The sequence below is a fragment of the Schumannella sp. 10F1B-5-1 genome, from assembly GCF_006517535.1.
Lineage (GTDB): Bacteria > Actinomycetota > Actinomycetes > Actinomycetales > Microbacteriaceae > Schumannella.
Map to the genome: position 1 here is coordinate 210,801 of NZ_VHQH01000039.1, position 26,606 is coordinate 237,406.

The 26,606-nt window shown below is 72.0% G+C and carries 25 protein-coding genes and 2 pseudogenes; 20 read left to right on the forward strand and 7 right to left on the reverse strand.

What is annotated here, in order from left to right:
- Window positions 1–89: 89 nt before the first annotated feature.
- The 4 genes from FJ658_RS11740 (at window position 90) to leuA (ending at window position 5,093) form a co-directional block, all read left to right on the forward strand.
- Complete coding sequence (locus tag FJ658_RS11740; RefSeq protein ID WP_141145570.1) at window positions 90–755, forward strand: response regulator transcription factor; 666 nt, start codon at window positions 90–92, stop codon at window positions 753–755.
- Window positions 756–872: 117 nt separating this feature from the next.
- Entirely contained in the window at window positions 873–1,634 is a 762-nt protein-coding gene (locus tag FJ658_RS11745) for an ABC transporter ATP-binding protein (protein WP_141145571.1), read from the forward strand.
- Window positions 1,631–3,034, forward strand: a complete 1,404-nt coding sequence (locus FJ658_RS11750; protein WP_141145572.1) for an FtsX-like permease family protein — start codon at window positions 1,631–1,633, stop codon at window positions 3,032–3,034. Before FJ658_RS11745 ends, FJ658_RS11750 begins: the two co-directional genes overlap by 4 nt.
- Before the next feature lie 298 nt (window positions 3,035–3,332).
- Window positions 3,333–5,093 (forward strand): 2-isopropylmalate synthase, encoded by a 1,761-nt coding sequence (gene leuA, locus FJ658_RS11755; RefSeq protein WP_141145573.1) that lies wholly within the window; start codon window positions 3,333–3,335, stop codon window positions 5,091–5,093.
- Window positions 5,094–5,273: 180 nt separating this feature from the next.
- On the opposite strand, the gene FJ658_RS11760 is transcribed toward leuA, so the two are convergent.
- On the reverse strand, window positions 5,274–5,960 hold the full coding sequence (locus FJ658_RS11760; RefSeq protein WP_141145574.1) for a trimeric intracellular cation channel family protein: 687 nt from the start codon (window positions 5,958–5,960) through the stop codon (window positions 5,274–5,276).
- Window positions 5,961–6,051: 91 nt separating this feature from the next.
- On the opposite strand from FJ658_RS11760, the gene FJ658_RS11765 reads away from it, so the two are divergent.
- Window positions 6,052–6,786 carry a ribonuclease H gene (locus tag FJ658_RS11765; protein WP_141145575.1) on the forward strand — a complete coding sequence of 245 codons (735 nt, stop codon included), beginning with the start codon at window positions 6,052–6,054 and terminating at the stop codon, window positions 6,784–6,786.
- Between the two features lie 46 nt (window positions 6,787–6,832).
- On the opposite strand, the gene FJ658_RS11770 is transcribed toward FJ658_RS11765, so the two are convergent.
- Window positions 6,833–7,297, reverse strand: a complete 465-nt coding sequence (locus tag FJ658_RS11770) for a phage tail protein (protein WP_141145576.1) — start codon at window positions 7,295–7,297, stop codon at window positions 6,833–6,835.
- Between the two features lie 153 nt (window positions 7,298–7,450).
- On the opposite strand from FJ658_RS11770, the pseudogene recO reads away from it, so the two are divergent.
- The 3 genes and pseudogenes from recO to FJ658_RS11785 form a co-directional block, all read left to right on the forward strand.
- Window positions 7,451–8,167, forward strand: a pseudogene (gene recO, locus FJ658_RS11775) (DNA repair protein RecO); the annotation flags it as partial.
- A gap of 249 nt (window positions 8,168–8,416) precedes the next feature.
- Window positions 8,417–9,238, forward strand: a complete 822-nt coding sequence (locus FJ658_RS11780; protein ID WP_141145578.1) for an isoprenyl transferase — start codon at window positions 8,417–8,419, stop codon at window positions 9,236–9,238.
- A gap of 39 nt (window positions 9,239–9,277) precedes the next feature.
- Window positions 9,278–9,661, forward strand: coding sequence for a hypothetical protein (locus FJ658_RS11785; RefSeq protein ID WP_141145579.1), 384 nt, complete (start codon window positions 9,278–9,280; stop codon window positions 9,659–9,661).
- Between the two features lie 37 nt (window positions 9,662–9,698).
- On the opposite strand, the gene FJ658_RS11790 is transcribed toward FJ658_RS11785, so the two are convergent.
- Window positions 9,699–10,265 carry an AAA family ATPase gene (locus FJ658_RS11790; RefSeq protein ID WP_141145580.1) on the reverse strand — a complete coding sequence of 189 codons (567 nt, stop codon included), beginning with the start codon at window positions 10,263–10,265 and terminating at the stop codon, window positions 9,699–9,701.
- A 9-nt stretch (window positions 10,266–10,274) separates the two neighbouring features.
- Window positions 10,275–11,315 carry an acyltransferase gene (locus tag FJ658_RS11795; protein WP_141145581.1) on the reverse strand — a complete coding sequence of 347 codons (1,041 nt, stop codon included), beginning with the start codon at window positions 11,313–11,315 and terminating at the stop codon, window positions 10,275–10,277.
- Between the two features lie 128 nt (window positions 11,316–11,443).
- Here FJ658_RS11795 and FJ658_RS11800 point away from each other — a divergent pair, with 128 nt between their 5' ends.
- From FJ658_RS11800 to FJ658_RS11820, 5 genes are read left to right on the forward strand one after another with little or no spacing between them, the layout of a single operon-like run.
- Complete coding sequence (locus FJ658_RS11800) at window positions 11,444–12,139, forward strand: NUDIX domain-containing protein (protein WP_141145582.1); 696 nt, start codon at window positions 11,444–11,446, stop codon at window positions 12,137–12,139.
- Window positions 12,140–12,148: 9 nt separating this feature from the next.
- The gene (gene nadA, locus FJ658_RS11805; protein WP_141145583.1) at window positions 12,149–13,525 is read left to right on the forward strand and encodes a quinolinate synthase NadA; all 1,377 of its coding nucleotides are present in this window, start codon (window positions 12,149–12,151) and stop codon (window positions 13,523–13,525) included.
- Window position 13,526: 1 nt separating this feature from the next.
- Window positions 13,527–15,257, forward strand: a complete 1,731-nt coding sequence (gene nadB, locus FJ658_RS11810; RefSeq protein ID WP_141145584.1) for an L-aspartate oxidase — start codon at window positions 13,527–13,529, stop codon at window positions 15,255–15,257.
- Window positions 15,254–16,102: a carboxylating nicotinate-nucleotide diphosphorylase gene (gene nadC / locus FJ658_RS11815; RefSeq protein ID WP_141145585.1), complete on the forward strand. Its 849-nt coding sequence runs from the start codon at window positions 15,254–15,256 to the stop codon at window positions 16,100–16,102. Before nadB ends, nadC begins: the two co-directional genes overlap by 4 nt.
- Window positions 16,103–16,110: 8 nt before the next feature.
- Window positions 16,111–17,283 (forward strand): cysteine desulfurase family protein, encoded by a 1,173-nt coding sequence (locus FJ658_RS11820; RefSeq protein WP_141145586.1) that lies wholly within the window; start codon window positions 16,111–16,113, stop codon window positions 17,281–17,283.
- 215 nt (window positions 17,284–17,498) lie between these two features.
- Here FJ658_RS11820 and FJ658_RS11825 read toward each other — a convergent pair whose 3' ends face one another.
- Window positions 17,499–18,428 (reverse strand): LysR family transcriptional regulator, encoded by a 930-nt coding sequence (locus FJ658_RS11825; protein ID WP_255447698.1) that lies wholly within the window; start codon window positions 18,426–18,428, stop codon window positions 17,499–17,501.
- 75 nt (window positions 18,429–18,503) lie between these two features.
- On the opposite strand from FJ658_RS11825, the gene FJ658_RS11830 reads away from it, so the two are divergent.
- From FJ658_RS11830 to FJ658_RS16995, 3 genes and pseudogenes are all read left to right on the forward strand, one after another.
- Window positions 18,504–19,580 (forward strand): aminotransferase class V-fold PLP-dependent enzyme, encoded by a 1,077-nt coding sequence (locus FJ658_RS11830; RefSeq protein WP_141145587.1) that lies wholly within the window; start codon window positions 18,504–18,506, stop codon window positions 19,578–19,580.
- A 64-nt stretch (window positions 19,581–19,644) separates the two neighbouring features.
- A complete protein-coding gene (locus tag FJ658_RS11835; protein WP_141145588.1) occupies window positions 19,645–21,030 on the forward strand; it encodes a glycine--tRNA ligase in 1,386 nt (461 codons plus the stop codon).
- Between the two features lie 346 nt (window positions 21,031–21,376).
- Window positions 21,377–21,502, forward strand: a pseudogene (locus tag FJ658_RS16995) (type IV toxin-antitoxin system AbiEi family antitoxin domain-containing protein); the annotation flags it as partial.
- Window positions 21,503–21,670: 168 nt separating this feature from the next.
- Here the strand turns inward: FJ658_RS16995 and FJ658_RS16875 are convergent.
- Window positions 21,671–22,237, reverse strand: coding sequence for a hypothetical protein (locus tag FJ658_RS16875; RefSeq protein ID WP_255447699.1), 567 nt, complete (start codon window positions 22,235–22,237; stop codon window positions 21,671–21,673).
- Between the two features lie 316 nt (window positions 22,238–22,553).
- Here FJ658_RS16875 and FJ658_RS11845 point away from each other — a divergent pair, with 316 nt between their 5' ends.
- Window positions 22,554–23,204 carry a DsbA family protein gene (locus tag FJ658_RS11845; RefSeq protein ID WP_370454803.1) on the forward strand — a complete coding sequence of 217 codons (651 nt, stop codon included), beginning with the start codon at window positions 22,554–22,556 and terminating at the stop codon, window positions 23,202–23,204.
- Entirely contained in the window at window positions 23,201–23,407 is a 207-nt protein-coding gene (locus FJ658_RS11850) for a hypothetical protein (protein ID WP_141145589.1), read from the forward strand. The genes FJ658_RS11845 and FJ658_RS11850 overlap by 4 nt, the downstream gene beginning before the upstream one ends.
- Before the next feature lie 34 nt (window positions 23,408–23,441).
- Here the strand turns inward: FJ658_RS11850 and FJ658_RS11855 are convergent, their stop codons facing one another.
- Window positions 23,442–23,996 (reverse strand): aminoacyl-tRNA deacylase, encoded by a 555-nt coding sequence (locus FJ658_RS11855; protein ID WP_141145590.1) that lies wholly within the window; start codon window positions 23,994–23,996, stop codon window positions 23,442–23,444.
- A gap of 71 nt (window positions 23,997–24,067) precedes the next feature.
- On the opposite strand from FJ658_RS11855, the gene dusB reads away from it, so the two are divergent.
- Both dusB and FJ658_RS11865 read left to right on the forward strand, forming a co-directional pair.
- A complete protein-coding gene (dusB, locus tag FJ658_RS11860; protein ID WP_255447700.1) occupies window positions 24,068–25,222 on the forward strand; it encodes a tRNA dihydrouridine synthase DusB in 1,155 nt (384 codons plus the stop codon).
- Complete coding sequence (locus FJ658_RS11865; protein WP_255447701.1) at window positions 25,215–26,558, forward strand: deoxyguanosinetriphosphate triphosphohydrolase; 1,344 nt, start codon at window positions 25,215–25,217, stop codon at window positions 26,556–26,558. The genes dusB and FJ658_RS11865 overlap by 8 nt, the downstream gene beginning before the upstream one ends.
- The last annotated feature ends 48 nt before the right edge of the window (window positions 26,559–26,606 follow it).

The following is a 26,606-nucleotide window of genomic DNA, read 5'->3' on the forward strand; positions in this document are numbered from 1 at the left end:
GACCCTCCCGCGGATCCGCCGTTCCACTCGGTGCCGTCCGACGCCGTGTTCCCCGACCCGCCGACCGCCGACGAGAGGCATCCCGCACCGTGACCGACCGCATCCGCGTCGCCCTGGTCGACGACCAGGCCCTGTTCCGCACCGGCATCCGGATGCTGGTCAGCTCCCAGCCCGACCTCGAGTTCGTCGGCGAGGCCGGCGACGGCGTGGAGGGGATCGCCCTCGCGGGCTCGACGCGACCCGACGTGATCCTCATGGACATCCGGATGCCCGTGCTCGACGGCATCGACGCGACCCAGCGGATCGTGGCCGCCCGGGCCGCCGGCGCCGAGAGCCCCCGCATCCTCGTGCTGACCACCTTCGACCTCGACGAGGCCGCCGCACGGGCGATCCGCGCGGGGGCGAGCGGCTTCGTGCTGAAGGACGCGGACCCGGAGTTCCTGCTCGCCGCGATCCGCACCGTGCACGCCGGCACCTCGGTCATCGCGGCGTCGGCGACGCGCGAGCTCTTCCAGCAGTTCGGCTCGCGCAGCGCCGGCTCGACGCCGCCGCCCGAGTTCGGCGGCCTGACGCAGCGCGAGCGCGAGATCTTCCTGCTCGCGGCCGCCGGGCGCAGCAACAGCGAGATCGCCACCGAGGAGTTCGTCAGCGAGGCGACCGTCAAGACGCACATCAGCCGCATCCTCGCCAAGCTCGGCCTGCGCGATCGCGTGCAGCTCGTCGTCTACGCCTACGAGAACCGGCTGATCGACTGAGCCCCGGGGCCCGGGAACTCGCGCGACTCGCGGGGGAGCCACGATCATCCCGTCGGATGACGAGGCACCTCCCGAGGTCCGACGCGCCGACTCCGCGGCCTTCGTAGCGTCGAAGACATGGAGATCACGACCACCGACATGGGCCTCGTCGCCCGGGTGCAGAACCTGACCAAGAGCTACGGGCGGGCCGCCGGAGAGGTGGTCGCGCTGCGCGACGTGACGCTCGGCATCCGCCGCGGCGAGTTCACCGCGATCATGGGGCCGAGCGGCTCGGGCAAGTCGACGCTCATGCACATCATGGCGGGCCTCGACTCGCCCACGGGCGGCCGCGTCTGGCTCGGCGACGCCGAGATGGGCGCGATGGGCGACAGCCAGCTGACGCTGCTGCGCCGCCGTCGTGTCGGCTTCGTCTTCCAGTCGTTCAACCTGGTGCCGACGCTCGATGTCGCGGGCAACATCCTGCTGCCCTTCGAGCTCGACGGGCGCCGCCCGACCGACCAGGAGCAGGCCTGGATCGCCCAGCTGCAGCAGGCGCTCGGCCTCGAGTCACGGCTGCGTCACCGACCGCACGAGCTCTCGGGCGGGCAGCAGCAGCGCGTCGCGATCGCGCGCGCGCTCGCGACCCGCCCCGAGCTGGTCTTCGCCGACGAGCCGACCGGCAACCTCGACTCCCGCACCGGGCGAGAGGTGCTGGGCCTGCTGTCCACCGCGAGCCGCGAGTACGGCCAGTCGATCGCGATGGTCACCCACGACCCCGTCGCGGCGAGCTACGCCGACCGCATCCTGTTCCTCGCCGACGGCATCGTCGTCGACGACCGACCCCGCCAGAGCGCCGAGGAGATCTCGCGCACCATGCTCGCCATGGAGAGTGCGGCGTGAGCCGGCTCAGCGGGCACGGCTCGAGCATCACGGTCGCCACGCTCAGCGCGGCCTTCGGCGTCGCGCTGCTGCAGGTCACCGGATTCCTCGGCGCACTGGTCTCGCAGGATCCCGCCGCCGGGCGCAGCGGGTCGACCCTGCCGCTCATGCTCTCGATCCTCGCCCTCGTGTTCATCGCCATCTCGATCTACGTCGGCGCGATCGTCACCGCGAACACCTTCTCGACGATCGTCGCCGGGCGGGCGCGCACGATCGCGCTGCTGCGTCTCATCGGCGACAGCGCCGCGTCGCAGCGCCGGGCGATCGCCCGCGAAGGCCTGCTCGTCGGGATCATCGGAGCGGCGCTCGGCGTCGTCATCGGCACCGGCTTCGCGATCGCGCTCGATCGGGTCGCGGTCGCGACCGACACGATCCCCGACATCGACTACAGCGCCGGCTGGCTCAACCCGGCGGTGCTCATCCCGCTCGTCGCCGTCGTGCTCACCACCTGGGCCGCATCCTGGATCGGGTCGCGACGCGTGCTCACGGTCACGCCGCTGCAGGCCATCGGCGGGGCGCAGGAGGCGGGGCGCGAGGAGCTCGTGCGTCGCCCGGCGCGCACGGTCGTGGCGATCGTGCTGTTCGCACTCGGAACCGGCATCTTGTTGCTCGGCGTCGCGGTCGGACTCGTCAGCCCGTTCGGCGTGCTGATCGGGATCTTCGGCGGCATCCTCTCGTTCAGCGGACTCATCGCGGGCGCGCACCTCGTCATGCCGCCGGCGCTGCGCGTCGTCGGCCGGCTGTTCGGCTCGGCGCCGACCGCCCGACTCGCCGCGGAGAACGCCCTGCGCTACCCCGAGCGCAGCTCGCGCACGACGATCGGCGTCGTCATCGGCGTGACCCTGATCACGATGTTCGGGGTCGCGATCGCGAGCTTCTCGGACATGATCCACGCGGCCCAGTCGGCGAGCCCGGAGGTCTACGCCGGCACCGACACCGTGCTGACGGCGATCCAGGCGGTCTTCTCGGTGCTCGTCGGCTTCAGCGCGCTCATCGCGGCCGTCGGACTCGTGAACAACCTGTCGCTCTGCGTCGTGCAGCGCACCCGCGAGCTGGGGCTTCTGCGGGCGCTCGGGTTCAGCGTGCGCCAGCTGCGCACCATGATCACGGTCGAGAGCGCGCAGCTCACCGCCACCGCGGTGCTGGTCGGGCTCGTGCTCGGCGCGTTCTACGGCTGGTGCGGCGCGCAGTCGCTGCTCGGCAGCATCAACGGCTCGCCCGGCATCATCGTCCCCGACATCCCGTGGGTGCTGCTCGGCGTGATCGTGGTCGCCGCCGCCGCGCTGACCTGGGTCGCGTCCCTCGCCCCGGCCCGCCGCGCGACCCGCGTCGCCCCGGTCACCGCCCTCGCGGTCGACTGACCCCGGGCCGTCCAGCCCGGGTGCCGCCCGCCCGGGGCCCTGTCGGAAACTCAGGCGTTGCGCATCCCGCCCCGCATCAGGGCTGGGATGCGCGGCATCCCGCTGTGGGCAACGCCTGAGTTTCCGACACCGAGCCTCACGGACGGGGCCCCGCGGAACGGTGGTAGCCTCGGTCCGTGCTCTTCGGCCTGCTTCTTCTTAGCTGCCGCGACGAGGCCTAGATCCAACGGCCTCCCTCGTCGCGGAGTCTGTCGTCGGCTGTTTCCGTCCATCCCTCACAGGAGAGACCAGCTAGACCATGAAGAACACCCAGAAGCCCAGCCCCCTGCCGGTGCACCGCTACCGCTCCTACAGCGAGCAGTTCCGCACCGACCTGCCCGACCGCACCTGGCCCGCGAAGGTCATCGACGTCGCCCCGATGTGGTGCGCCGTCGACCTGCGCGACGGCAACCAGGCGCTCATCGACCCGATGAGCCCCGAGCGCAAGCGCATCATGTTCGACCTGCTCGTGAAGATGGGCTACAAGCAGATCGAGGTCGGATTCCCGTCGGCGAGCCAGACCGACTTCGACTTCGTCCGTCAGCTCATCGACGACGGCGCCATCCCGGATGACGTCACCATCCAGGTGCTGACCCAGGCGCGCGAGCACCTCATCGCCCGCACGTACGAGTCGCTGTGCGGCGCCAAGCAGGCGATCGTGCACCTCTACAACTCGACCAGCATCCTGCAGCGCGACGTCGTGTTCCGCACCGACCAGCAGGGCATCGTCGACATCGCGCTCGAGGGCGCGCGCCTGTGCCGCGAGTACGAGAAGACGATCCCCGAGACGACCGTCTACTACGAGTACTCGCCCGAGAGCTACACCGGCACCGAGCTCGAGTTCGCCCGCGACATCTGCAACCAGGTGCTCGAAGTGCTCGAGCCGACGCCCGAGCGCAAGGTCATCATCAACCTGCCCTCGACGGTCGAGATGGCCACGCCGAACGTCTACGCCGACTCGATCGAGTGGATGTCGCGCAACCTGAACCACCGCGAGAACGTCATCCTGAGCCTGCACCCGCACAACGACCGCGGCACCGCGATCGCCGCCGCCGAGCTGGGCTACCAGGCCGGCGCCGACCGCATCGAGGGATGCCTGTTCGGCAACGGCGAGCGCACCGGCAACGTCGACCTGGTCGCGCTGGGCATCAACCTGTTCACGCAGGGCATCGACCCGCAGATCGACTTCAGCGACCTCGACGAGATCCGCCGCACGGCCGAGTACTGCAACCAGCTGCGGGTGCCCGAGCGCAGCCCGTGGGCGGGCGACCTGGTCTACACCGCGTTCAGCGGCAGCCACCAGGATGCGATCAAGAAGGGCTTCGAGGCCATGGAGCGCCGCTCGGCCGAGACCGGCACCCCGGTCGCCGACCTCGAGTGGGCCGTGCCCTACCTGCCCGTCGACCCGAAGGATCTGGGCCGCGGCTACGAGGCCGTCGTGCGCGTCAACTCGCAGTCGGGCAAGGGCGGCGTCGCTTACCTGCTGAAGGCCGACCACTCGCTCGACCTGCCGCGTCGGCTGCAGATCGAGTTCAGCCAGGTCGTGCAGGGCAAGACGGACACCGAGGGCGGCGAGGTCACGAGCGAGCAGATCTGGAGCGTCTTCCAGGACGAGTACCTGCCCGCCGCCGCGGCCGACGACAAGTGGGGTCGCTTCGAGATCCTGTCGACACGTACCGCGAGCGAGATGACCGGCTCGATCGAGCTGGAGATCCGCTGGCGCGTGGGCGAGGAGGTCACGTCGGCGACCGGCGTCGGCAACGGCCCCATCGCCGCGTTCCTCGGCATCCTGGCGGAGGAGGGGCACGAGGTGCGCCTCTACGACTACGTCGAGCACGCACTGTCGGCTTCGGGCGACGCTCTGGCCGCGGCCTACGTCGAGCTGCAGGTGGGGGATGCGCGCCTCTGGGGCGTCGGCATCGACGCCGACATCTCGACCGCGTCGCTCAAGGCGGTCGTCTCGGCGGTCAACCGCGCCGTGCGCACCCACGGCGGCGACCGCGAGCTCGCCTCGGTCTGACCCGTCACCCGGCCCGCCGGCCCGTCGCATCCGCCGCGGGTGTCGGAAACTCAGGCGTTGGCGTCGTCGAGCGGTGCGGTCTCGTGCAGCCCTCGACGCGCGCCGCACTCAACGCCTGAGTTTCCGACAGGGCACGCCGACGTCGGCCGACTTGAGCAGGTCTGCGGCCGACGCGCCCGCTCAGTCGTCCGATGACGGCTCGGCGGAACGAACGGAGCGGCGCCAGGCGAACCGCCAGGCGAGCGCTCTCTGCTCGGGGAGCGTCCACGAGAACAGCACCGCGAGCACCCTGATCACGACCGTGATCGCGACGCACACCGTCGCGGCGGTCGCGATCGGCGCGCCGAGGGCGACGAGTCCGACGAGGCTCGTCGCCCCGGCGATCGCCGCGATGGCGTAGAGCGAGCTGACGTGCATGAGCGCGATCGGCAGGTTGAGCAGCAGATCGCGCAGCACAGAGCCGCCGACCGCGGTGAGCGCGCCGAGGAAGACGGCCGGCACCGGCTCGAGCCCGAGCGCGAGCGCCTTCGAGGTGCCGATCGCGCCGAACAGGCCGAGCGTCAGGGCGTCGAGCACGGTGATGAAGTGCCGCAAGCGGTGGAAGATCCGCTCGAGCAGCATCCCGAGCAGCGCGGCCCCCGTGGCGACGATCAGATGCCAGTTCGTCTGGAGCGCGGCCGGCACCTGGGCGAGCAGCACGTCGCGCAGGATTCCGCCGCCGAAGCCGGTCGCGATGCCGATGATCGCGACGCCGAGCAGGTCGAGGCGGCGGTCACGGAATCCGGCGGCGAACAGCGCCCCCTGCAGGCTGCCGATGCCGATCGACAGCAGGTCGGCCCACAGCGGGATGATGAACTGCTCGGTCACCGGGCAAGTCTGACGCGGGGTCGGTCGGGAGCGTCGTCGGCGCGCCCTACAGTGGATGCGCGGGGCCGCGCGGCGTCGCGGAGGGAGCCCCATGACGATCACCGCCGCCGCCGACGGATCCGCTCTGGGCAACCCCGGACCGGCGGGCTGGGCATGGTTCGTCGACGAGCAGAACTGGGCTGCGGGGGGCTGGCCGCACGCGACCAACAACCGCGGCGAGCTGCAGGCGGTGCTCGAGCTGTTCCGCGCCACCGCGCACGTCGACGACGACCTGCTGGTGCTCTGCGACAGCCAGTACGCGATCAACTGCATCACCAAGTGGATGCCCGGCTGGAAGTCGAAGGGCTGGCGCAAGCGCGACGGCGCTCCCGTGCTCAACGTCGATCTTCTGCAGGAGCTCGACGAGGCGATCCGCGGCCGCCGCTACCGCTTCGAGTGGGTCAAGGGCCACGCCGGCCACGACCTGAACGAGGCCGCCGACGTGCGAGCGCGCGCGGTGGCGGAGTCGTACCGCAGCGGGGGAGCGGCGGATGCCGGACCAGGATTCGCGGGCGCCCCGGGCGGGGCTGCCTCGGCGGGCGCCTCCGCCTCGCCCGAGCCGGTCGTCGGCGGAACGGCCGCGACGACGGCGGACGCGCATCCCCTCGATCTCGGCGACGACCCGGCCGACCGGGATCTGCCGGCCGAGACCGCGCTGTTCGACTTCGATGAGCCGACCGAGGTCGAGGTCGTGGTCCGCCTCGACCCCGACGAGCACCGCCGCCTCGTCGGACGCGCTCAGGACGAAGGCGTCTCGCCCGAGGAGCTGCTGCGCTCGCTCATCTGAGCTGCGTGCAGCCCGCTCATCCGCGCGAGCGCTCGGCTGCGCGCGGTCAATGCGGCTTCTTGATGACGAAGTAGGAGCCGCGGATCGTGCCGGCGAGCTTCGACTTCTGGCGCGCGAACTTGAACGTCGAGGCCAGCTCCTCCGGCACCTCCATGCCGTCGGAGAGCTTGAACCCGACGGCGCGCTTGCCGGCGTCGTCGAGCGTGTACATGACGTTGATCGACAAGCCGCTCTCGTAGAACACGTAGGCCATGCGGATGCCGTCGACCTCGAACTCGGTCGCCTCGAGCGGCGTCGAGGCGACCGACAGGTCCCTCTCCTCGGCGAGGATGTCGTGCACCCAGGCGATCGTGTCCGCGGCGTCGGCGGCCGGCACGACCGTGAACACGTGGTCGTACTTGTTCTTGAAGTAGCGCGCCTCGTTGGCGCGGAGGCCGGCGAGCGCATCGGCGACCGGAGACGACTCGAGCCCGACGGTGGAGACGTCGGCGAAATCGACGGCGTACGACATGGGTGGTCCTCTCGCGATGTCCGGGTCAGGGAAGCGGATGCGGATGCGGATGCGGCGCCGGGGAGCGCGGCCGCGCATCCGAACGGCCTGGACCGAGCGTAGACCCGGGGTGGCATCCCGGCGCAGGTCGGAGGTGCGCGGCAGAATGTGTCGGTGCCGACCTACCGTGACGACGTCGTGGTCCTGCGCACCCACAAGCTGGGTGAGGCGGACCGCATCGTCACGATGCTCAGCCGGCGTCACGGCAAGATCCGGGCGGTGGCGAAAGGCGTGCGGCGCACGGCATCTCGGTTCGGCTCGCGGCTGGAGCCGTTCATGGTCGCCGACGTTCAGTGCTACGAGGGCCGCAGCCTCGACATCGTGCAGCAGGCCGAGTCGATCGGCGCCTACGGGGCCGACATCGTCGGCGACTACGCGCGGTACACGGCGGCGACCGCGATGGTCGAGACCGCCGACCGGCTCACCGACCACGACGCCGGCCTGCAGCACTACCTGCTGCTCGTCGGCGCGCTGCGATCGCTGGCGCGCGGTGAGCACAGCCCCGCGCTCACGCTCGACTCGTACCTGCTGCGGGCGCTGTCGATCGCCGGCTGGGCGCCGAGCTTCGTCGACTGCGCCGTCACGGGCGCGTCGGGTCCGCACACGGCGTTCTCGCCGCAGCTCGGCGGAGTCGTCGCCGATGCGGTCGCGCCGCCCGGCACGCCGCGCCTCGACGTCGCGACCCTCAGTCTGCTCGGGGCGCTGCTCGCAGGCGACTGGGATGCGGCCGAGGACAGCGACGACCGCGCGCGCGGCCAGGCCTCGGGCGTCGTCGCCGCCTACGTGCAGTACCACCTGGAGCGCGGACTGCGCTCGATCGCGCACGTCGACCGCTCCGCGCATCCGACCGCCGTGGGCCGACGCCCGCAGTACTCAGGGGCGTCGACCTCGTCACCGGCGCCGACCGCGTCATCCGCCCCCTCAACCGCCGCACCGGGTGTCGGAAACTCAGGTGTTGCGACCGAGTCGACGCCCGAGAGCACGCCGACGGCGCTCGAACTCGACCACAACGCCTGAGTTTCCGACAGCAGCGCGGGCGTCGCGCCGCCGCGCAGACCGCGGCATGGCACGATCGACACGATGACCGATGCCTCGCGCTTCCTGCGCACCCACCGCGACGCCGTCGACTTCAAGCCCGTCGACTGGACGGGCCTGTACCCGCCGCGGATCCCGCGCGCCGCCGTGCCCGAGCACGTCGCCATCGTGATGGACGGCAACGGCCGCTGGGCCAACCGGCAGGGACTGACCCGCACGCAGGGCCATCAGGCCGGCGAGGCGGCGCTGCTCGACGTCGTCGCCGGGGCGATCCAGATCGGCGTCAAGCACCTCAGCGTCTACGCCTTCTCGACCGAGAATTGGAAGCGCAGCCCCGACGAGGTGCGCTTCCTCATGGGATTCAACCGCGACGTGCTGCACCGTCGGCGCGACCAGCTCAACGCCTGGGGCGTGCGCGTGCGCTGGGCCGGCCGCAAGCCGAAGCTGTGGCGCTCCGTCATCGACGAGCTGCAGTTCGCCGAGCGGCTCACCGCCGGCAACGACACGATGACGCTGACCATGTGCGTCAACTACGGCGGGCGCACCGAGATCGCGGATGCGGTGCGCGCGATCGGCGCCGAGGTCGCGGCCGGTCGGCTGAATCCGGCGAAGATCACCGAGAAGACCATCCAGCGGCACCTCTACACGCCCGATCTGCCCGATGTCGACCTGTTCGTGCGCAGCTCGGGGGAGCAGCGCACGAGCAACTTCCAGCTGTGGCAGTCGGCCTACGCCGAGATGGTGTTCCTCGACACGCTGTGGCCCGATTTCTCCCGCACCGAGCTGTGGCAGGCGGTCGAACTGTACGCGCGGCGCACGCGCCGCTTCGGCGGGGCGGTGGATGCGCCGGACTCCGTCGAGGGATGACGCCGGCCCGATAGGCTGGCGTGAACCCGAGGAGTCATCGTGTCCCTGCAGCAGTACGGCGCCGCCGATCCCGTGCTCATCGTCATCGGCGACGTGCAGGTGACGCACAACTGGGTCGTCACGCCGACCGGAACGGTCCCGCTGCGCGGCACGAGCATCGTCGCGAACGACTACACCCGCGTCGAGCAGGCGACGCCGACGTGGGCGATCGTCGTCGCGATCGTCGGGTTCTTCGTGATCACGTTCTTCAGCCTGTTCTTCCTGCTCGCGAAAGAGCAGCGCGTCGTCGGCTCGGTGCAGGTCACCGTGCAGGCTCCGGGCTTCGTGCACGTCGTCATCCTGCCCGCGTCGCACGCGGGCGCCTCGGCGGATGTGCATGGTCGCGTGCACTACGCGCGGCAGCTCGCCGCGGCGCTCGGCTGAATCCGGCGCGGCGCGGCGGGCATCGACGCGGCAGGCCTCAGCGCGGCGGATCGGTGATGAGCCGGTGCACGAAGGCGTCGGCCTCGCCCGACGACCCCAGCCGCACGATCGGCAGCTCGGGTCGCGCCGCGGCCAGCGCCGGCACCCGCTCGCGGTACTTGTCGCGGGTCGCGATCGTCCAGCGCAGGATGCTGTCGTCGGGTCGGGTGAAGAAGGTGCGCAGCGGCGGTTCGACATTCCCTGCCCAGAGGACCTCGCGGCGCACGCGACGGCGCACGGTCCGCCGGAGCACCCGCTGCATGGTCACCCGGAAGGGCAGGTCGAGCCACACGAGCAGATCAGCGCGGTCGAGGAGCCGATCGCGCACGAGGCGGTAGGACCACTCGGTGATCCAGCGGTCGCCGGCGACCAGCGCATCCACGTCGTCGGCGAACTGCGGGCGCGGCGTCCATTCCGGGCCCCAGTGCAGCGAGTCGATGTCGGTGTGCGGCAGATCGAGCACGCCGCCGATCTTCGCGGCGAGGGTCGTCTTGCCGCTTCCCGAGAGCCCGCAGACGAGCACGCGGCGCGGTCGCGCGGGCAGCGGCTGGTCGGCGGTGAGCACGGGCTCAGGCTATCGGCGCGCGCCCGTCAGAGGGCGAGGCGCCTGGAAGAGCCAGGGCGCGCCGAGCCGCGTCGTCAGCCACCAGAGGGCGAGGGGGAACGCGAGGCCCGCGATCACTCCGCCGGCGACCTGGAGCGCCGGTTCGTCGATCCCGAGCCGATCGAGCACGATCCGCGCGCCGGCGGTGGCGAGGATGTGCGCGAGGAAGATCTCGAGGGAGCGTTCGCCGAGCAGCGCCAGCACGCGGGTGAGCGGTCCCAGTCGGGAGAGAGCACGCGCCGCGGACAGCACGACGCCGGTGCCGACGACCGCCGCGAGGACGCCGAGCGCGACCGAGGTCGGCGTGCGCGTGGCCCCGCCCTCGGTGGGCGGAGTGGTGGTGCCGGCGAGCACGGCGACGAACACGAGCGCCAACAGCACGGCCACGAGCAGCGCCCGCACCACGCCGAGACGGCCGACAAGTCGACGCACGCGCTCGGCCCCGATCATGCAGCCGGCGAGGTAGAAGGCGGTGAGGGCGAGGCCCTGGCCTCCGACGACGTTCCAGCCGAGACCCCAGAAGGCGAGGCTCCCGATCGCCGCCGCGACGCCGATCCAGCGGCGCACACCGACGCGCCAGGGGCGGATGAGCACCGCGATCACGGTCGCGACGATCAGCCAGGTGAGGAACCAGAACTGATCTTTCGGCACCCACAGCTCCAGCACCTCGATCGGCGAGCGGGGACGGTTCACCAGCGACGACAGCGCGACCGTGACGAGTCCCTGCAGCAACGACCAGAGCACGTAGAGCCAGGCGAACAGCACGACGCGGGACCGCAGGTAGCGAGCGACGCCGTCGCGCTCCACCCCGCGGGCCACGAAGAGTCCGGCGAGGAAGGCGAACACCGGCAGGTGCACCAGATAGAGGATGCGATCGAGCTCGACGATGGCGGGAAGTGCTCCGTCCAGCAGGTCGGCGCGGATGAGACCGCGCTCGACATGGCCGAGCACGATCGCGATGATCGCGAGTCCGCGGGCGACGTCGACGGTCGCATCCCGAGTCGTGCTCATGGCCTGACGATAGTGCCGCAGACGGTTCAAGTCACCCGCACCTTTAGTGCTAGACTCCGTTCAGGTCAGTCAGACCTTTACTCCCCGATCGCACCGCGATCCCGGACCCGATCACGAAGGAGCCGCGGATGTCGACCATCGACCTCGCCGTCTCGACCGTGATCTTCGCGCTGCGACCCTGCGCCGAGGACGGGCGCGCGACCGTCTGGCTGCCGCTCGTGCGCCGCACGCGCGATCCCTTCGCCGAGCGGTGGGCACTGCCGGGCGGTGTGGCCGACGCCGTCGAGAGCCTCAGCGCGACCGCGGCCCGCAAGCTCTTCGAGACCACCGCCCTCGAGCCCGCGTACCTCGAACAGCTCTACGCCTTCGGCGAGCCGGACCGCTCGCCGACCGGACGCGTCGTCTCGATCGTCTACTGGGCCCTCGTGCGCACCGAGCAGGCCGAGGCCGCCACGGTCGACGAGAACGTGCGCTGGTTCGAGGCGGATGCGCTGCCGCCGCTGGCCTTCGATCACAACCTGATCGTCGAGTACGCGCTGTGGCGCCTGCGCACCAAGATGGAGTACTCGCGCATCGCCCACGCCTTCCTCGGCGAGACCTTCACGTTGAGCGAGCTGCGCCAGGTGCACGAGGCCGTGCTCGGCAAGCCGCTCGACCCCGCCAACTTCCGCCGTCAGGTGGAGTCCAGCCCCGCGATCGTGCGCACCGAGCAGCACGTCACCGGGGGTCGTCATCGTCCGCCGCGGCTCTATCGCTACGACGCCGACATCGAGCTGGTCGACAACGGCCCGCTCATCGCCAGCCCGGCCCCCGCCGGGCGCTAGGAGAGTCCCGTGCCTTCCGTCGACACCCTGATCCAGACCATCCGCACCACCGGCGCGGGCGCGAGCTGCGCCCCCGACCTCGCCAAGGGGCCGTGGGAGTTCGACAAGGTCGTCGGCTACGGCCCCGGATCGTCGATGGGCGACGTCATCCCGGTCGGCGCTCCGCGCCAGGGTGCACTGCCCGAGGAGTACCGTCTCGCCTCGAACGACGAGCTGCACGCCCGCATCCGCGCCGCCAAGGAGACGCTGGGCAGCCGCGTCGTCATCCTCGGCCACTTCTATCAGCGCGACGAGATCGTGCAGCACGCCGACTTCCTCGGCGACTCGTTCCAGCTCGCGAACGCCGCGCAGACGGTGCCCGAGGCCGAGACGATCGTGTTCTGCGGGGTGCACTTCATGGCCGAGACGGCCGACATCCTCGCCAAGCCGACGCAGAACGTGATCCTGCCGAACCTCGCCGCCGGATGCTCGATGGCCGACATGGCCGACCTCGACTCGGTCGAGGAATGCTGGGCGCAGCTCGAGGAGCTGTACGGCACGGAGCCCGACGCCGACGGCCGTGTGCCCGTCATCCCCGTCACGTACATGAACTCGAGCGCCGCGCTCAAGGGCTTCTGCGGTCGCCATGGCGGCATCGTCTGCACCTCGTCGAACGCCGAGACGGTGCTCGAAGACGCCTTCGCGCGGGGCCAGCGCGTGCTGTTCTTCCCCGACCAGCACCTCGGGCGCAACACCGCCAAGAAGATGGGCGTGCCGGTCGAGCAGATGCCGATGTGGAACCCGCGCAAGCCGCTCGGCGGGTCGACGGTCGAGCAGCTGCACGACGCGCGGGTCGTGCTGTGGCACGGCTTCTGCTCGGTGCACAAGCGTTTCAACGTGCGGCAGATCGAGGCCGCGCGGGCCGAGTTCCCCGGGGTGCGCGTGATCGTGCATCCCGAGTGCCCGATGGAGGTGGTGGATGCCGCCGACGAGGCCGGCTCGACCGACTACATCCGCAAGGCGGTCGCCGCCGCCACCGAGCCCACGACCTTCGCGATCGGCACCGAGATCAACATGGTCAACCGGCTGCAGGCCGAGTATCCGCAGCACACGATCTTCTGCCTCGACCCGGTCGTCTGCCCGTGCTCGACGATGTACCGCATCCACCCCGGCTACCTCGCCTGGGTGCTCGAGGAGCTCGTCGAGGGCCGGTCGCCGAACGTGATCGAGGTCGACGAGGTCACGGCCGCGGATGCGCGCCTCGCGCTCGAGCGGATGCTGGCGCTGCGTCCGAAGCCCATGCCGGGCGACGTGCCGCCGAGCAGCAGCGCCCACGCGCCCGCGCCGCGCGCGCCCGGTGCTGCGAGCGCAGTCGGCGCGCCTGGCGCAGCTCGCATCGGAGCCTGAGATGCGCGTGCTCGTCATCGGCTCGGGGATCGCCGGGCTCATCGCCGCCTATCGTGCGTGCCGCGACCACGACGTCGTGCTCGTCACGAAGGCGGCCGCGGGCGAGGCGAACACCGCCTACGCGCAGGGAGGGATCGCAGCCGCGCTGTTCCCTGACGACAGCGCCGAGTCGCACGCGGACGACACGCTGCGCGCCGCGGACGGCCTCGCCGATCCGGAGGCCGTGCGAGTGCTCACCTCCGAGGGACCGCAGCGCGTGCGCGACCTCATCGGGCTCGGAGTCGCATTCGACCGCGATCCCTCGGGCAGCGGGCTGGCCCGCGGACACGAGGCAGCGCACTCCGCGCGTCGCGTCGTGCACGCCGGCGGCGACGCCACGGGCCGCGAGATCGAGCGCGTGCTGCTCGACGCCGTGCGCCGGTCGGCCGTCGCACTGCACGAGCGCACCGCGCTGGCCGAGCTGATCGTGCGCGACGGCCGGGTCGTCGGAGCCGAGCTGCTCGGGCCCTCGGGGCTTCTCGTCGAGACCGCCGACGCCGTGATCCTCGCGACCGGGGGAGCCGGGCAGCTGTTCCGGCACACGACGAACCCCGCCGTCACGACCGGCGACGGAGTCGCGGCCGCGTGGCGCGCGGGCGCCGAGCTGACCGACGTCGAGTTCTACCAGTTCCATCCCACCGCGCTGGCCGTGCCGGGCACGCCGCTCATCTCCGAAGCCGTGCGCGGCGACGGAGCGGTGCTGCTCGACGAGCAGGGGCGGCGGTTCATGCTCGACGTGCATCCGGACGGCGAGCTCGCGCCGCGCGATGTGGTGGCGCGGGGGATCGCCGACGCGATGGCCAGACAGGGCGGACGCCCGGTGCTGCTCGACGCGACCTCGCTCGGCGGCGCGTACCTCGAGCAGCGCTTCCCCGGACTCACCCAGGTGACCCGCACGCACGGCTTCGACTGGGCCACGACGCCGATCCCGGTGACGCCGGCGGCGCACTACTGGATGGGCGGAGTGCGCACCGACGTCGACGGGCGCACCAGCATCCCGGGCCTGTTCTGCGTCGGCGAGGCCGCCTGCACCGGCGTGCACGGGGCGAACCGGCTCGCGTCCAACTCGCTGCTCGAGTCGCTCGTGTTCGCCGAGCGCGCCGCCGGCGCGCTCGACGCGCCCTGGCAGCCGCTGACCCCGGCGGACGATCTGCGCGTGATCGTCGCGCCCGCGCCCGCCGTGACGTCCTCGTCGGCCGCGCCCTCGTCGACCGCACGGCGGGCGGCGTCGGAAACTCAGGCGCTGTTCTCGGCCGGCCCCGTCGCCCGGGCGCGGATCCAGGAGCTCATGTGGTCTCACGTGGGTCTCGAGCGGGACGCCGCGGGTCTCGCCGCGGTGCTCGATGAGCTCGCCGCGCGGCCCGCATCGCGCGATCCCCGCGAGACCCTCATGGGTCTCGAGGACCGGAATCTCGCCGATCTGGCCGCCCTCGTCGCGACCGCGGCGCTGCACCGAACCGAGTCCCGCGGTGCGCATCACCGCCGCGACCACCCTGTCGCCGACCCGTCCTGGCTGCGACGCGTGACGTGGACGCGCACGCTGCACGTCGAATCGGCAACGCCTGAGTTTCCGACACCGCCGGCGTCGGCGACCGATCCGGCCGCGCGCGCATCCCGGCGCCGCCCGGCGAGAGCATCGAGCCCGTCGCGCGACCCCGAACCCGCCGTCACCACGAGAGCAGCCCTGGCATGACCCCCGAGCAGATCGACGACATCCTCCACCGCGCCCTCGCCGAGGATGCTCCGTGGGGGGACGTGACGTCGGAGACCTTCCTGCCCGCCGACGCGCGGGCCGAGGCGGTGCTCGCCGCGCGCGAACCGGGCGTGCTGAGCGGCGTCGATGTCTTCGCTCGCGCGTTCCGTCTGGTCGACCCGGCCAGCGACGTGCGCATCCACCTCGCCGACGGCGCCCGCTTCGCGGCCGGCGACGAGATCGCGGTGGTCACCGGCACGGCCCGAGCCGTGCTGCGCGCCGAGCGCATCGGGCTCAACCTGGTGCAGCGGATGTCGGGCATCGCGACGCAGACCGCCCGCTACGTCGAGGCGGTCGCCGGCACCCGCGCGCGGATCGTCGACACGCGGAAGACGACTCCCGGCCTCCGGGTGCTCGAACGTCACGCCGTGCGCAGCGGCGGCGGGCACAACCACCGCTTCTCGCTCAGCGACGCCGTGCTGGCGAAGGACAACCACCTCGCCGTGCTGCAGGCGCAGGGGATCGGCGTCGGCGACGCGATCCGGGCCGCGCGCGCCCGCATCGGTCACACGACGCACCTCGAGGTCGAGGTCGATCGGCCCGACCAGGTCGAGGAGGTCGTCGCCGCCGGCGTCGACACGATCATGCTCGACAACTTCACACCCGAGCAGCTTCGCGAGGGCGTCGCTCTCGTCGCGGGGCGCGCCCTCGTGGAGGCGAGCGGGGGCGTCAACCTCGACACGGTCGCGGCGATCGCCGCCGCCGGCGTCGACGTGATCTCGGTCGGCGCGCTCACCCACAGCGTGCGCGCGCTCGACCTCGGTCTCGACGTGCGGATCGGCTGAGGTCGCTCGTGCTCTATCTCGACCACGCCGCGACCTCGCCGGTGCGGCGCGAGGTGCTCGAGGCGATGTGGCCCTGGCTCACCGGCGAGTTCGGCAACCCCTCGAGCACCCACGATCTCGGACGCCGCGCCGCCGACGGCCTCGCCGACGCCCGCCGCCGCATCGCCGCGCAGCTCGGCTGCCGGGCATCGGAGGTCGTGCTCACCTCGGGCGGGACGGAGGCCGACAATCTGGCGGTGAAGGGCATCGTGCTCGCCTCGACCCGAGGCCGCCACATCGTCACGACGCCCATCGAGCACGAGGCCGTGCTCGCGGCGGTCGAGCAGCTCGGGCGGCTCCACGACGCGACCGTGACGCTGCTTCCGGTCGATCGCTCCGGACTCGTCTCGGCCGAGCACCTCGCGAACGCGATCCGCGACGACACGGCGCTCGTCAGCATCCAGCACGCCAACAACGAGGTCGGCACCGTGCAGGCGATCGGCCGCCTCGCCGAGGTCGCGCACGCCGCCGGCGTCCCGCTGCACAGCGACGCCGTGCAGTCGGCGGCCTGGTTCCCGGTCGGGCTCGGTCAGCTCGGCGTCGACGCCCTCACGGTCTCCGGACACAAGCTCGGAGCACCGAAGGGCATCGGCGCGCTGGCGGTGCGCGCCGGCCTGCCGCTCGAGCCGGTCATCGCGGGCGGAGGACAGGAGCGCGGACGACGCTCGGGCACCGAGAACGTCGCCGGCGCCGTCGGCCTCGCCGTCGCGCTCGAGGCGACGCGCGCCGAGACCGAGGAGTCGGCACCGCGCGTGCGCGAGGTACGGGATGCGCTTATCCGCGCCGTTCTCGATGGCGTCCCGATCGCGTCGGTGACCGGCGCCTGGGATTCCGCCGCGCAGTCGAGCGCTCGCGACGACGTGCGCCTGCCGGGCACGGCATCCTTCGTGCTCGACGGGGTCAGCGGGGAGTCGGTGCTGCTCGAGCTCGAGCAGCAGGGGATGGTCGGATCGAGCGGCTCGGCCTGCGCCGCGGGACGCGACGAGGCGTCGCACGTGCTCCTCGCCCTCGGCTACTCCGATGAGCTGGCGCGGTCGGCGATCCGCTTCACGCTCTCGCCCGAGGTGACCGTGGGCGACGCCGAGCGCATCGCGTCCGCTCTCGCCGATGCCGTCGATCGGGTGCGGGCGCTCGGCCGCTGACGGCTCCCTGCCGCGAGGGCGCGTCGGAAACTCAGGTGTTGCTGCGAGCGACCTCGCCGAGCCCGAGAGGGTTGCCGTCTCGTCGGATCGCTAACGCCTGAGTTTCCGGCAACCCGACCGGGATGGAGGAGTCGGTCCATCCTTACCGGCAGTTCGGCACAGCGGCAGCCGACCAGCAGGGACGGCCGAACAGCAGGGTCAGAGCGGCAGCGCGCTCAGCCTCCGACGCTGGCCTCGCGCAGCCGCCCCGCCAGCGCCAGGGCCGCTCCGATCGCCGGGACGCCTCGGCTGCCGGGCCGAGCGACGATCCGGATCGCCCGATCGCTCGCGGGCTCGGTCGCCCGCACCTCGGCCCCGTCGGGAACGACGGCGGTGCGCAGAGCGAGCCGGGGGAGCAGGGCGACGCCGAGTCCCGACGCAACCAGGTTGAGCACTGCGGCGGCGTTGTCGGTCTCCAGCTGGATGTCCGGGGCGATCCCGACGGCCTCGCACGCCGCCAGCAGATGCCCACGGCAGAGGGGGCAGCCCGCGATCCAGCGCTCCTGCGCCAGCGCGGCGAGCGGCACGGGACGATCGGGCCCCGAGTCCGCAGGATGTCCGCGCGGAAGCACGATCGCGACCGGGTCGGCCATCAGCTCGAGCACATCGAGGTTCTCGTCGCGGTGCGGGTCAGCCCGGTCGCCGGGATACGCGAAGGTGATGGCCAGGTCGACGACTCCGTCGCGCACGAGGGCGAGCGCCTCGGGCGGCTCGGCCTCGACGTAGCCGACGGTGAGGCCGGGATGCGCGGACCGCAGCGCCCCGAGCAGGCGCGGCACGAGGGTCGACGATGCCGTCGGGAACGCCGCGAGCCGCACACGTCCGTGCTCAAGCCCCGAGAGCTGCGCGAGCTCGCCAGCGGCCGCATCCAGCGCCGATCCGATCGAGATCGCGTGCCGTGCGAGCACCTCGCCGGCCTCGGTGAGTCGCGAGGTGCGCCCTGCCCGCTGGACCAGCGGCATCCCGATGCGCGTCTCCGCGCGCTGCAGGTGCTGACTCAGCGCGGGCTGGCTGTAGCCGAGTGCCCGCGCGGCCGCGGTGATGCTGCCGTGCTCGGCGATCGCGCGGACGATGCGCACCGAGTGCAGGTCGAGTTCCGGATCCACGACATAACCCTAGGCATGGTCTGCCACAACGAACATGCGGTTGTGCAATGGATGCGCTGCCACCACGCTGAACGCATGACGCTGCCCCTCGCGACCGCCGCCGCCGAGTTCGCCGGCGCAACCGGATACCTCGCCGCCGCGACGAGCGGACTCCCGCCGCGAGCAGCCGTGCAGGCACTCACCGACGACCTCGCCGAGTGGACCGCCGGCCGACGCGACGCCGTCGGCTACGACCGCGTCGTCGCCGCGACCCGCGCGTCCTACGCGCGACTCGTCGGCGTCGCACCCGAGCGAGTCGCGATCGGCTCGCAGACGTCCGCGCTCGTCTCCCTGATCGCCGCCGCAGCGCCGCGCGGCGCCGAGATCGTGCTGCCGCATGGTGACTTCTCCTCGCTCGTCTTCCCGTTCCAGGTGCGCCCCGACCTGCAGGTGCGCACCGTGCCGCTCGACGAGCTCGCCGACGCGATCCGTCCGACGACGTGGCTCGCCGCGTTCTCGGTCGTGCAGTCCGCGACCGGTGCCGTCGCGCCGATCGCCGCGATCACAGCCGCCGCCCGGGCCGCCGGGGCGCTGACCCTCGCCGACCTCACGCAGGCGGCGGGCGTGCTCCCGGTCGACGCGACGCTGTTCGACGCCACCGTCTGCCACAGCTACAAGTGGCTGTGCGCGCCGCGCGGGGTCGCGTTCCTCACGATCACGCCCGAGCTCGCCGAGCGGGTCAGCCCCGCGCAGGCCGGCTGGTATGCGGGCGACGACGTCTGGGCCAGCTGCTACGGGCCGAGCATCCACCTGGCCTCGGATGCGCGCCGCTTCGACGTCTCCCCGGCGTGGGAGGCCTGGGTCGGCGCCGAGCACTCGATCGGTCTGTTCGCCCAGCTCGACATCGCCGAGGTCTGGACGCACGCCTCCGGCCTCGGCGACGCGCTCGCTCGCGAACTGGGCTGCACGCCCCAGCAGCAGGCGATCGTCACCTGGCCCGACCCCGACGGAGCGGCGCTGGCGGCGCTCGGCGCGGCCGGGCTGCGGGCGTCGGGCCGCGCCGGCCGGGTGCGCCTCGCGTTCCACCTCTGGAACACGCGCGCCGACGTCGACGCGGCCGCGGCCGCGCTGCTCCCTCTGCGGGCGCATCTCGCCGCTCCCGCACGCCGGTAGGCTGGCGTTCCGTCAACGACCTCGCCGCGCAGCCAGCGCGGCTGACTTCCAGGAGCAGCACTTCGTGGCCAAGCAGCCGTCCGCCCTCGACTCGATCATCTCCCTCGCGAAGCGTCGCGGGTTCGTCTACCAGGCGGGCGAGATCTACGGCGGATCCCGCTCCGCATGGGACTACGGGCCCCTCGGCACGGCGCTGAAGGAGAACATCAAGCGCCAGTGGTGGAAGTTCATGGTGCAGTCGCGCGAGGACATCGTGGGCATCGACTCCAGCGTGATCCTGCCGAAGCGAGTGTGGGAGGCATCCGGTCACGTCGAGGTCTTCACCGACCCGCTCGTCGAGTCGACCGTGACGCACAAGCGCTACCGCGCCGACCACCTCTGGGAGGCGTTCGAGGCGAAGCACGGCCGCGAGCCCGAGAGCTGGGACGAGGTGCCCGACCCCGACACCGGCCAGCGCGGCAACTGGACCGAACCCCGCGCCTTCAGCGGACTGCTCAAGACCTACCTCGGACCGGTGGATGACGAGGCCGGCCTGCACTACCTGCGTCCGGAGACCGCGCAGGGCATCTTCGTCAACTTCGCGAATGTCGTCTCGAGCGCGCGCATGAAGCCGCCGTTCGGCATCGCGCAGGTCGGCAAGAGCTTCCGCAACGAGATCACGCCGGGCAACTTCATCTTCCGAACGCGCGAGTTCGAGCAGATGGAGATGGAGTACTTCGTCGAGCCCGGCACCGACGAGACCTGGCACCAGTACTGGATCGACCAGTGCGAGGCGTGGTTCCTCGGTCTCGGGCTCACTCCCGAGAACCTGCGGCAGTACGAGCACCCGAAGGAGAAGCTCTCCCACTACTCCAAGCGCACCGTCGACCTCGAGTACCGCTTCGGCTTCACCGGCGGCGAGTGGGGCGAGCTCATGGGCGTGGCCAACCGCACCGACTTCGACCTGTCGACGCACTCGCGCGAGTCGGGCGTCGACCTGTCGTACTTCGACCAGACCAAGAACGAGCGCTGGACGCCCTATGTGATCGAGCCCGCGTTCGGTCTCACGCGCGCGCTGATGGCGTTCCTGGTCGACGCCTACTCGGAGGACGAGGCGCCCAACACCAAGGGCGGCGTCGACAAGCGCACCGTGCTGCGGCTCGACCGTCGCCTCGCGCCCATCAAGGCCGCGGTGCTGCCGCTCTCGCGCAACGAGGCGCTGTCGCCGGTCGCGAAGGAGGTCGCGGCGAACCTGCGCGAGCTCTGGTCGGTCGACTTCGACGACGCCGGCGCGATCGGCCGCCGCTACCGCCGTCAGGACGAGATCGGCACGCCGTTCTGCGTCACGATCGACTTCGACACGCTCGAGGACAAGGCCGTGACCGTGCGCGAGCGCGACACGATGTCGCAGGAGCGCGTCTCGCTCGACCGCCTCGAGTCCTACCTGGCGGAGCGCCTGCGCGGCGCCTGACGCGGCGCACGAAGCGACGGTTCTCGGGCCGGCGCTCTGCTGCGCCGCGAGGCGCTCGGAGGAGCGCTCGCACCGAACGCATCGGCTCGCCATGCGTCCGGCTCTGCTCGCGCCTGGCCCGAGTCGAGTCGCGCTGCGCCGACTCGGGCCGCACTGTCGGAAACTCAGGCGTTGCATGGCGGACGCCCCCGAGGCAGCGCCGATCGCTGGTGCCTGCGCCGCCAACGCCTGAGTTTCCGACAGGGCAGCTCGATGAGGTGTCCTCCCCAGGCCGTGCATTCGAGACACTTCGCACCTTTCGGTCCGCGGGCCGCTGCCCGTCCCGGATCCCGAGCATCGTGGCCGCATGCAGGTGGAGGAGTGGGTCGACGGCCAGGGCGGGTTCGCCCGCACTCGCCAACTGCTCGCGGCGGGCGCCACCGAGCGGATGCTGACCTCCGCGGTCCGCACGGGCCGCCTCCGTCGCGCACGCAACGGCTGGTACTCGACGCGCGACGCGGACGACCCGGAGTTCCGGGCGGCGCGGGTCGGCGGGATCGTGGCCGGGCTCTCGGCGCTCCGACTCCTCGGCGTGTGGGAGTGGAGCCCCGACGGCGTGCTGCGCATCGCCGTACGGCGCGGAGATGCGCGTCTGCGCCGCTCACGCGGAGGCCGCCGCCGTCCGCGCACCCGGCGCGAACCCGGCGTGGTCGTGCGCTGGGATGCGGAGCTGCCGCGCCGAGGGCCGACGCCAATCACCGTCGAGCCTCTGCTCGACGCGCTCGAGCGCACGATCCGCGACGAGCCGGCCCCGGTCGCCGCGATGGCGCTCGATTGGGCGTATGCCGAGGGGCGGATCGACCGGATCGACCTCGAGTCGATCCTCGTCCGCGCGGGGACGCGCGGGCGCCGGGTCGCGCGACTCGTCGACGAGAAGAGCCAGAGCATCCTCGAGGATGCGGTGCGCATCCCCTTGCTGCTGCGAGGGCATCACGTGCGCGCCCAGCACCCGCTCGAGGGCGGGGGAGACATCGACCTGGTCGTCGATCGCAGCGTCGGGCTCGAGTGCGACGGCCGCCGGTTCCACGTCGATCGATTCGAAAGCGACCGCAGCAAGGATCTCCGGATGCTCGCCACCGGATTGACCCCGCTGCGCGTCGGCGAGAAGCACGTGCGGCACGGCTGGCCGCTCATCCTGGCCGCGCTCGACGCGGCCCTGCGCCGCCACGGTCGTCTCGTACCCGCCGGAAACTCAGGCGCTGACATCTGGCGGCCCCCTGATGGGCGCCTCCGACGCCGATCACCGCGCCGAACGCCTGAGTTTCCGACCGGGCCACCACGGAACACGCCGGGACCGGGTAGGGCGAGGCCAGGTGGGACCGGGCGGGATGCGGCAGGACCGGATGCTGCGGGGCCGGGTGCAGCGGGCGACGCAGCCGCGGGAATAGATCCGGCGGGGTGCGGTTGAGGCAGGGGTGAGCACCACCACCGACGACAGCCAGGGCACCGCCACCGCGCCGGCCGCCTCCGCGGCCAGCACCCCGATCAAGGTCGACATCTGGTCCGACGTGCAGTGTCCCTGGTGCTACATCGGCAAGCGCCGCTTCGAGGCCGCAGCGGCCGAGTTCCCGGGGCAGGTCGAGGTCGAGTACCACTCCTTCGAGCTCGCCCCCGATACCCCCGTCGACTACGAGGGCACCCCGATCGACTACCTCAGCGACCGCAAGGGCATCTCCCGCGACCAGGCGAGCGCCATGATCGATCGCGTCACCGGCATCGCCGACTCGGTCGGCCTCGACTACCACTACGACGACATCCACCAGACGAACACGGTGCTGGCGCACGAGCTGCTGCACTGGGCGAAGAGCCTCGGTCGCCAGCTCGAGCTGAAGGAGCGCCTGCTGAAGGCCTACTTCGTCGACGGCCGCCACGTGGGTCGCGCCGAGGATCTGGCCGATCTCGCCGCCGAGGTCGGGCTCGACCGCGACGAGGCCCTCGCCGTGCTCGCCGACCACCGATTCCTCCCGGCCGTCAAGCAGGACGTCGCGCAGGCCGCCGCCTATGGCATCAACGGCGTCCCCTTCTTCGTCGTCGAGGGGAAGTACGGCGTCTCGGGCGCGCAGGAGTCCGCGACGTTCCTGCAGGTGCTCGAGACGGTCGCCGCCGAGCGCGAGCCGGCAGGAGAGACCGCGTGAGCCCGATCGAGAACGCCGGGCCCGTGGATGCGCCCCTCTCGTCGACCGCCGCCCCCACCCCGGCGCTGACGCTGGTGGGCGCCGATGCCCCGGTCTGCGTCGACGGGGTGTGCGAGATCCCCGGACTCGACTCGCCGCCGGTCGGAGCGGATGCCGAATCCGCCCGCGAGGTCGTCGAGCGCCTCGACGACGGGATCCTCTAGGCAGCGCCGAGCCCCAGTTGAGCCTCGCCGCGCCTCAGCTCTCGCGCGGCACCGTGATGTCGGCCACGACGGCGCCGAATCCCGCGAGGAGGGCGTCCGCATCCACCGTCAGCGCCCGGCCGGGTCGCCCCGCACCCATCGAGACACGCCGCCCCACGATGCGCTCGTCGGCGTACACAGGCCAGGGCGTCGTCGATCCGAACGGCGTGATCGTGCCGCGCACGTAGCCGGTGGCGGCGAACGCGGCGTCGGGGTCGGGCAGTCGCAGCTTGTTGACGCCGACGAGCGCCCGCAGCTTCGGCCAGGCGATCTGGCGATCTCCCGGCACGAGGGCGAGAAGGTAGTCGCCGTCGTGCCGCTTCACGACGAGCGTCTTGACGATGTCGGCGGGCGTGATGCCGCGCTGCGCGGCCGCCTCGTCGAGCGAGCCGGCGGCGGTCGTCTCCTGGAACTCGATCGCGATCCCGCGCGCCGCCGCGTCGACGGCGACGCGGTCGACGGCGCCCGACGCGTCGTCGGGCGAGCCAGCGGCGCCCGGCGCGTCGTCAGGCGAACCGTCAGCGCCCGTGGGGAGGTCAGCACTCGTCATGCTCCGATCCTGACAGGATGCGCATCCCGCCGCCGGAGCGAAGCGCCTCCGGCATCTGGGACAATCGTCGGGTGTCCACCGTCCTCGCGCCCGCCGCACCGCTGAGCATCGGGCCCCTCCGGCTCGACGTGCCCGTCGTGCTCGCGCCCATGGCCGGCATCACGAACACCGCGTACCGCCGCCTCTGCCGCGAGTACGGCGCGGGGCTCTACGTCAGCGAGATGATCACGAGCCGCGCGCTCGTCGAGCGCACGCCCGAGAGCATGCGGCTCATCCAGCACCACGAGTCGGAGACGACGCGGTCGATCCAGCTCTACGGCGTCGACCCGAAGACCGTCGCCGAGGCCGTGACGATGCTGGTCGCCGAGGATCGCGCCGACCACATCGACCTCAACTTCGGCTGCCCCGTGCCGAAGGTCACGCGCAAGGGCGGGGGAGCGGCGCTGCCCTGGAAGCTCGACCTGTTCCGCGCGATCGTCGAGGGCGCCGTGAAGGCGGCGGGCGACATCCCGCTGACCGTCAAGATGCGCAAGGGCATCGACTCCGATCACCTGACCTATCTCGAGGCCGCGCGCGCCGCCGAGGGCGCCGGCGTCGCGAGCATCGCGCTGCACGCGCGCACGGCCGCCGAGTTCTACTCCGGCACCGCCGACTGGGATGCGATCGGCACCCTGAAGGAGACGATCACCGGCACCCCGGTGCTCGGCAACGGCGACATCTGGAGCGCGGCCGACGCCGTGCGCATGGTCGAGCAGACCGGATGCGACGGGGTCGTGGTCGGTCGAGGATGCCTCGGGCGCCCGTGGCTGTTCGGCGACCTGGCGGCGGCGTTCCGCGGCGAGGAGCTCAAGGCCGAGCCGACGCTCGGCGAGGTCGCGACGGCGTTCCGCCGCCACGCCGAGCTGCTGGTCGACTTCTTCGACGACGAGAACCGCGCCTGCCGCGACATCCGCAAGCACGTCGCCTGGTACTTCAAGGGCTACGCCGTCGGGGGCGAGCTGCGTGCGGCCCTCGCCGCGTCGAGCAGCCTCGCCGAGATCGACGAGCTGCTGGCCCGCCTCGACCACGACCAGCCGTATCCCGGTGCCGACGCCGAGGGCCAGCGCGGTCGCGCGGGCACCCCGAAGGTGCCGAGCCTTCCCGAGAACTGGCTCGACAGCCGCGAGCTGCCGGAGTCGTTCCGCGCCGAGCTCACCGCGGCCGAGCTGCACCACAGCGGTGGCTGAGCCGCACGGCACGCCTCTCGCTCGCACACGGGAGGCGCACACCCACGGGCGCGCCCGGCCGGAGAGCGAGACGCACGACCGCGACCTCGCTGCCGGCTACACGGAGGTCGACGCCGAGCGCTGGATGCCCGAGCGTCACTCCACGCGTCGCAGCGACTTCGCCCGTGACCGCGCCCGCGTGCTGCACTCGAGCGCGCTGCGCCGGCTCGCCGCCAAGACGCAGGTGCTCAGCCCGACCGCCGGCCTGGACTTCGCCCGCAACCGTCTGACGCACTCGCTCGAGGTGGCCCAGGTGGGTCGCGAGCTCGCGGCGAGCCTCGGTCTCGACCCCGATGTCGTCGACACCGCGTGCCTCTCGCACGATCTCGGGCATCCGCCGTTCGGACACAACGGCGAGCGGGCGCTCAACGAGTGGTCGCACGACATCGGCGGCTTCGAGGGCAATGCGCAGACGCTGCGTCTGCTGACGCGGCTCGAGCCGAAGGTGTTCCGGCGCGAGGCGGACGGGTCGGCCACGAGCGTCGGCCTGAACCTCACCCGCGCGAGCCTCGACGCGAGCTGCAAGTACCCGTGGCCTGAGCAGCAGGGCATCCCCGACCCCTCGGGTCGCAGCAAGTTCGGCTTCTACGCCGACGACACCCCGGTATTCGAGTGGCTGCGCGCCGGCGCTCCCGAGCGGGTGCGCTGCATCGAGGCCGAGGTCATGGACCTCAGCGACGACATCGCCTACTCGGTGCACGACTTCGAGGATGCGATCGTGAGCGGCTATCTCGACGTGCGCGCATTGAGCGCGCGAGTCGATCACGCCGACCTCGTCGACGCGATGTTCGACTGGATCGGCGGCGAGATCGACCGCGACGGCCTGATGGCCGCCTTCGACCGCCTCGACGGCCTCGCCTACTGGATCGACCGCTGGGACGGCAGCCGCGCCGACCTCGCGCGCCTGAAGAACCTGACGAGCCAGCTGATCGGACGGTTCGCCCACGAGGCCGTGCACGCGACCCGGCACGCCTATTCGGGCTCGCTCGCCCGCTTCGGCGGCTCGGTCGTCGTGCCCGAGGAGACGCGCGCCGAGATCGCCGTGCTCAAGGGGATCGTCGCCGCGAACGTGATGTCGACCAACGCGCGCCAGCCGCTCTATGCAGCGCAGCGCGGCATCCTGACCGAGCTCGCCGACCAGCTCTGGGCGTCGGGGCCGGAGCACCTGGATGCGGGCTTCGCCGCCGACTGGGCCGAGGCGTCCGACGACACGGCGCGCCGCCGCGTGATCGTCGACCAGGTCGCCTCGCTCACCGACCAGTCGGCCATGGCGCGCCACGAGCGCCTCGTCGGCTGAGCTCCGCCGAACCGGCGAGATCTCATGCAAGCCCTCCGCCAGGGGGCG

What these genes read in the sequence shown, in the direction of transcription:
- FJ658_RS11745 (WP_141145571.1), top strand. Translation starts at nt 873, where the DNA reads ATGGAGATCACGACCACCGACATGGGCCTCGTCGCCCGGGTGCAGAAC.
- leuA (WP_141145573.1), top strand. Translation starts at nt 3,333, where the DNA reads ATGAAGAACACCCAGAAGCCCAGCCCCCTGCCGGTGCACCGCTACCGC.
- FJ658_RS11765 (WP_141145575.1), top strand. Translation starts at nt 6,052, where the DNA reads ATGACGATCACCGCCGCCGCCGACGGATCCGCTCTGGGCAACCCCGGA.
- FJ658_RS11770 (WP_141145576.1), bottom strand. Translation starts at nt 7,297, where the DNA reads ATGTCGTACGCCGTCGATTTCGCCGACGTCTCCACCGTCGGGCTCGAG.
- FJ658_RS11780 (WP_141145578.1), top strand. Translation starts at nt 8,417, where the DNA reads ATGACCGATGCCTCGCGCTTCCTGCGCACCCACCGCGACGCCGTCGAC.
- FJ658_RS11795 (WP_141145581.1), bottom strand. Translation starts at nt 11,315, where the DNA reads ATGAGCACGACTCGGGATGCGACCGTCGACGTCGCCCGCGGACTCGCG.
- FJ658_RS11800 (WP_141145582.1), top strand. Translation starts at nt 11,444, where the DNA reads ATGTCGACCATCGACCTCGCCGTCTCGACCGTGATCTTCGCGCTGCGA.
- nadB (WP_141145584.1), top strand. Translation starts at nt 13,527, where the DNA reads ATGCGCGTGCTCGTCATCGGCTCGGGGATCGCCGGGCTCATCGCCGCC.
- nadC (WP_141145585.1), top strand. Translation starts at nt 15,254, where the DNA reads ATGACCCCCGAGCAGATCGACGACATCCTCCACCGCGCCCTCGCCGAG.
- FJ658_RS11830 (WP_141145587.1), top strand. Translation starts at nt 18,504, where the DNA reads ATGACGCTGCCCCTCGCGACCGCCGCCGCCGAGTTCGCCGGCGCAACC.
- FJ658_RS11855 (WP_141145590.1), bottom strand. Translation starts at nt 23,996, where the DNA reads ATGACGAGTGCTGACCTCCCCACGGGCGCTGACGGTTCGCCTGACGAC.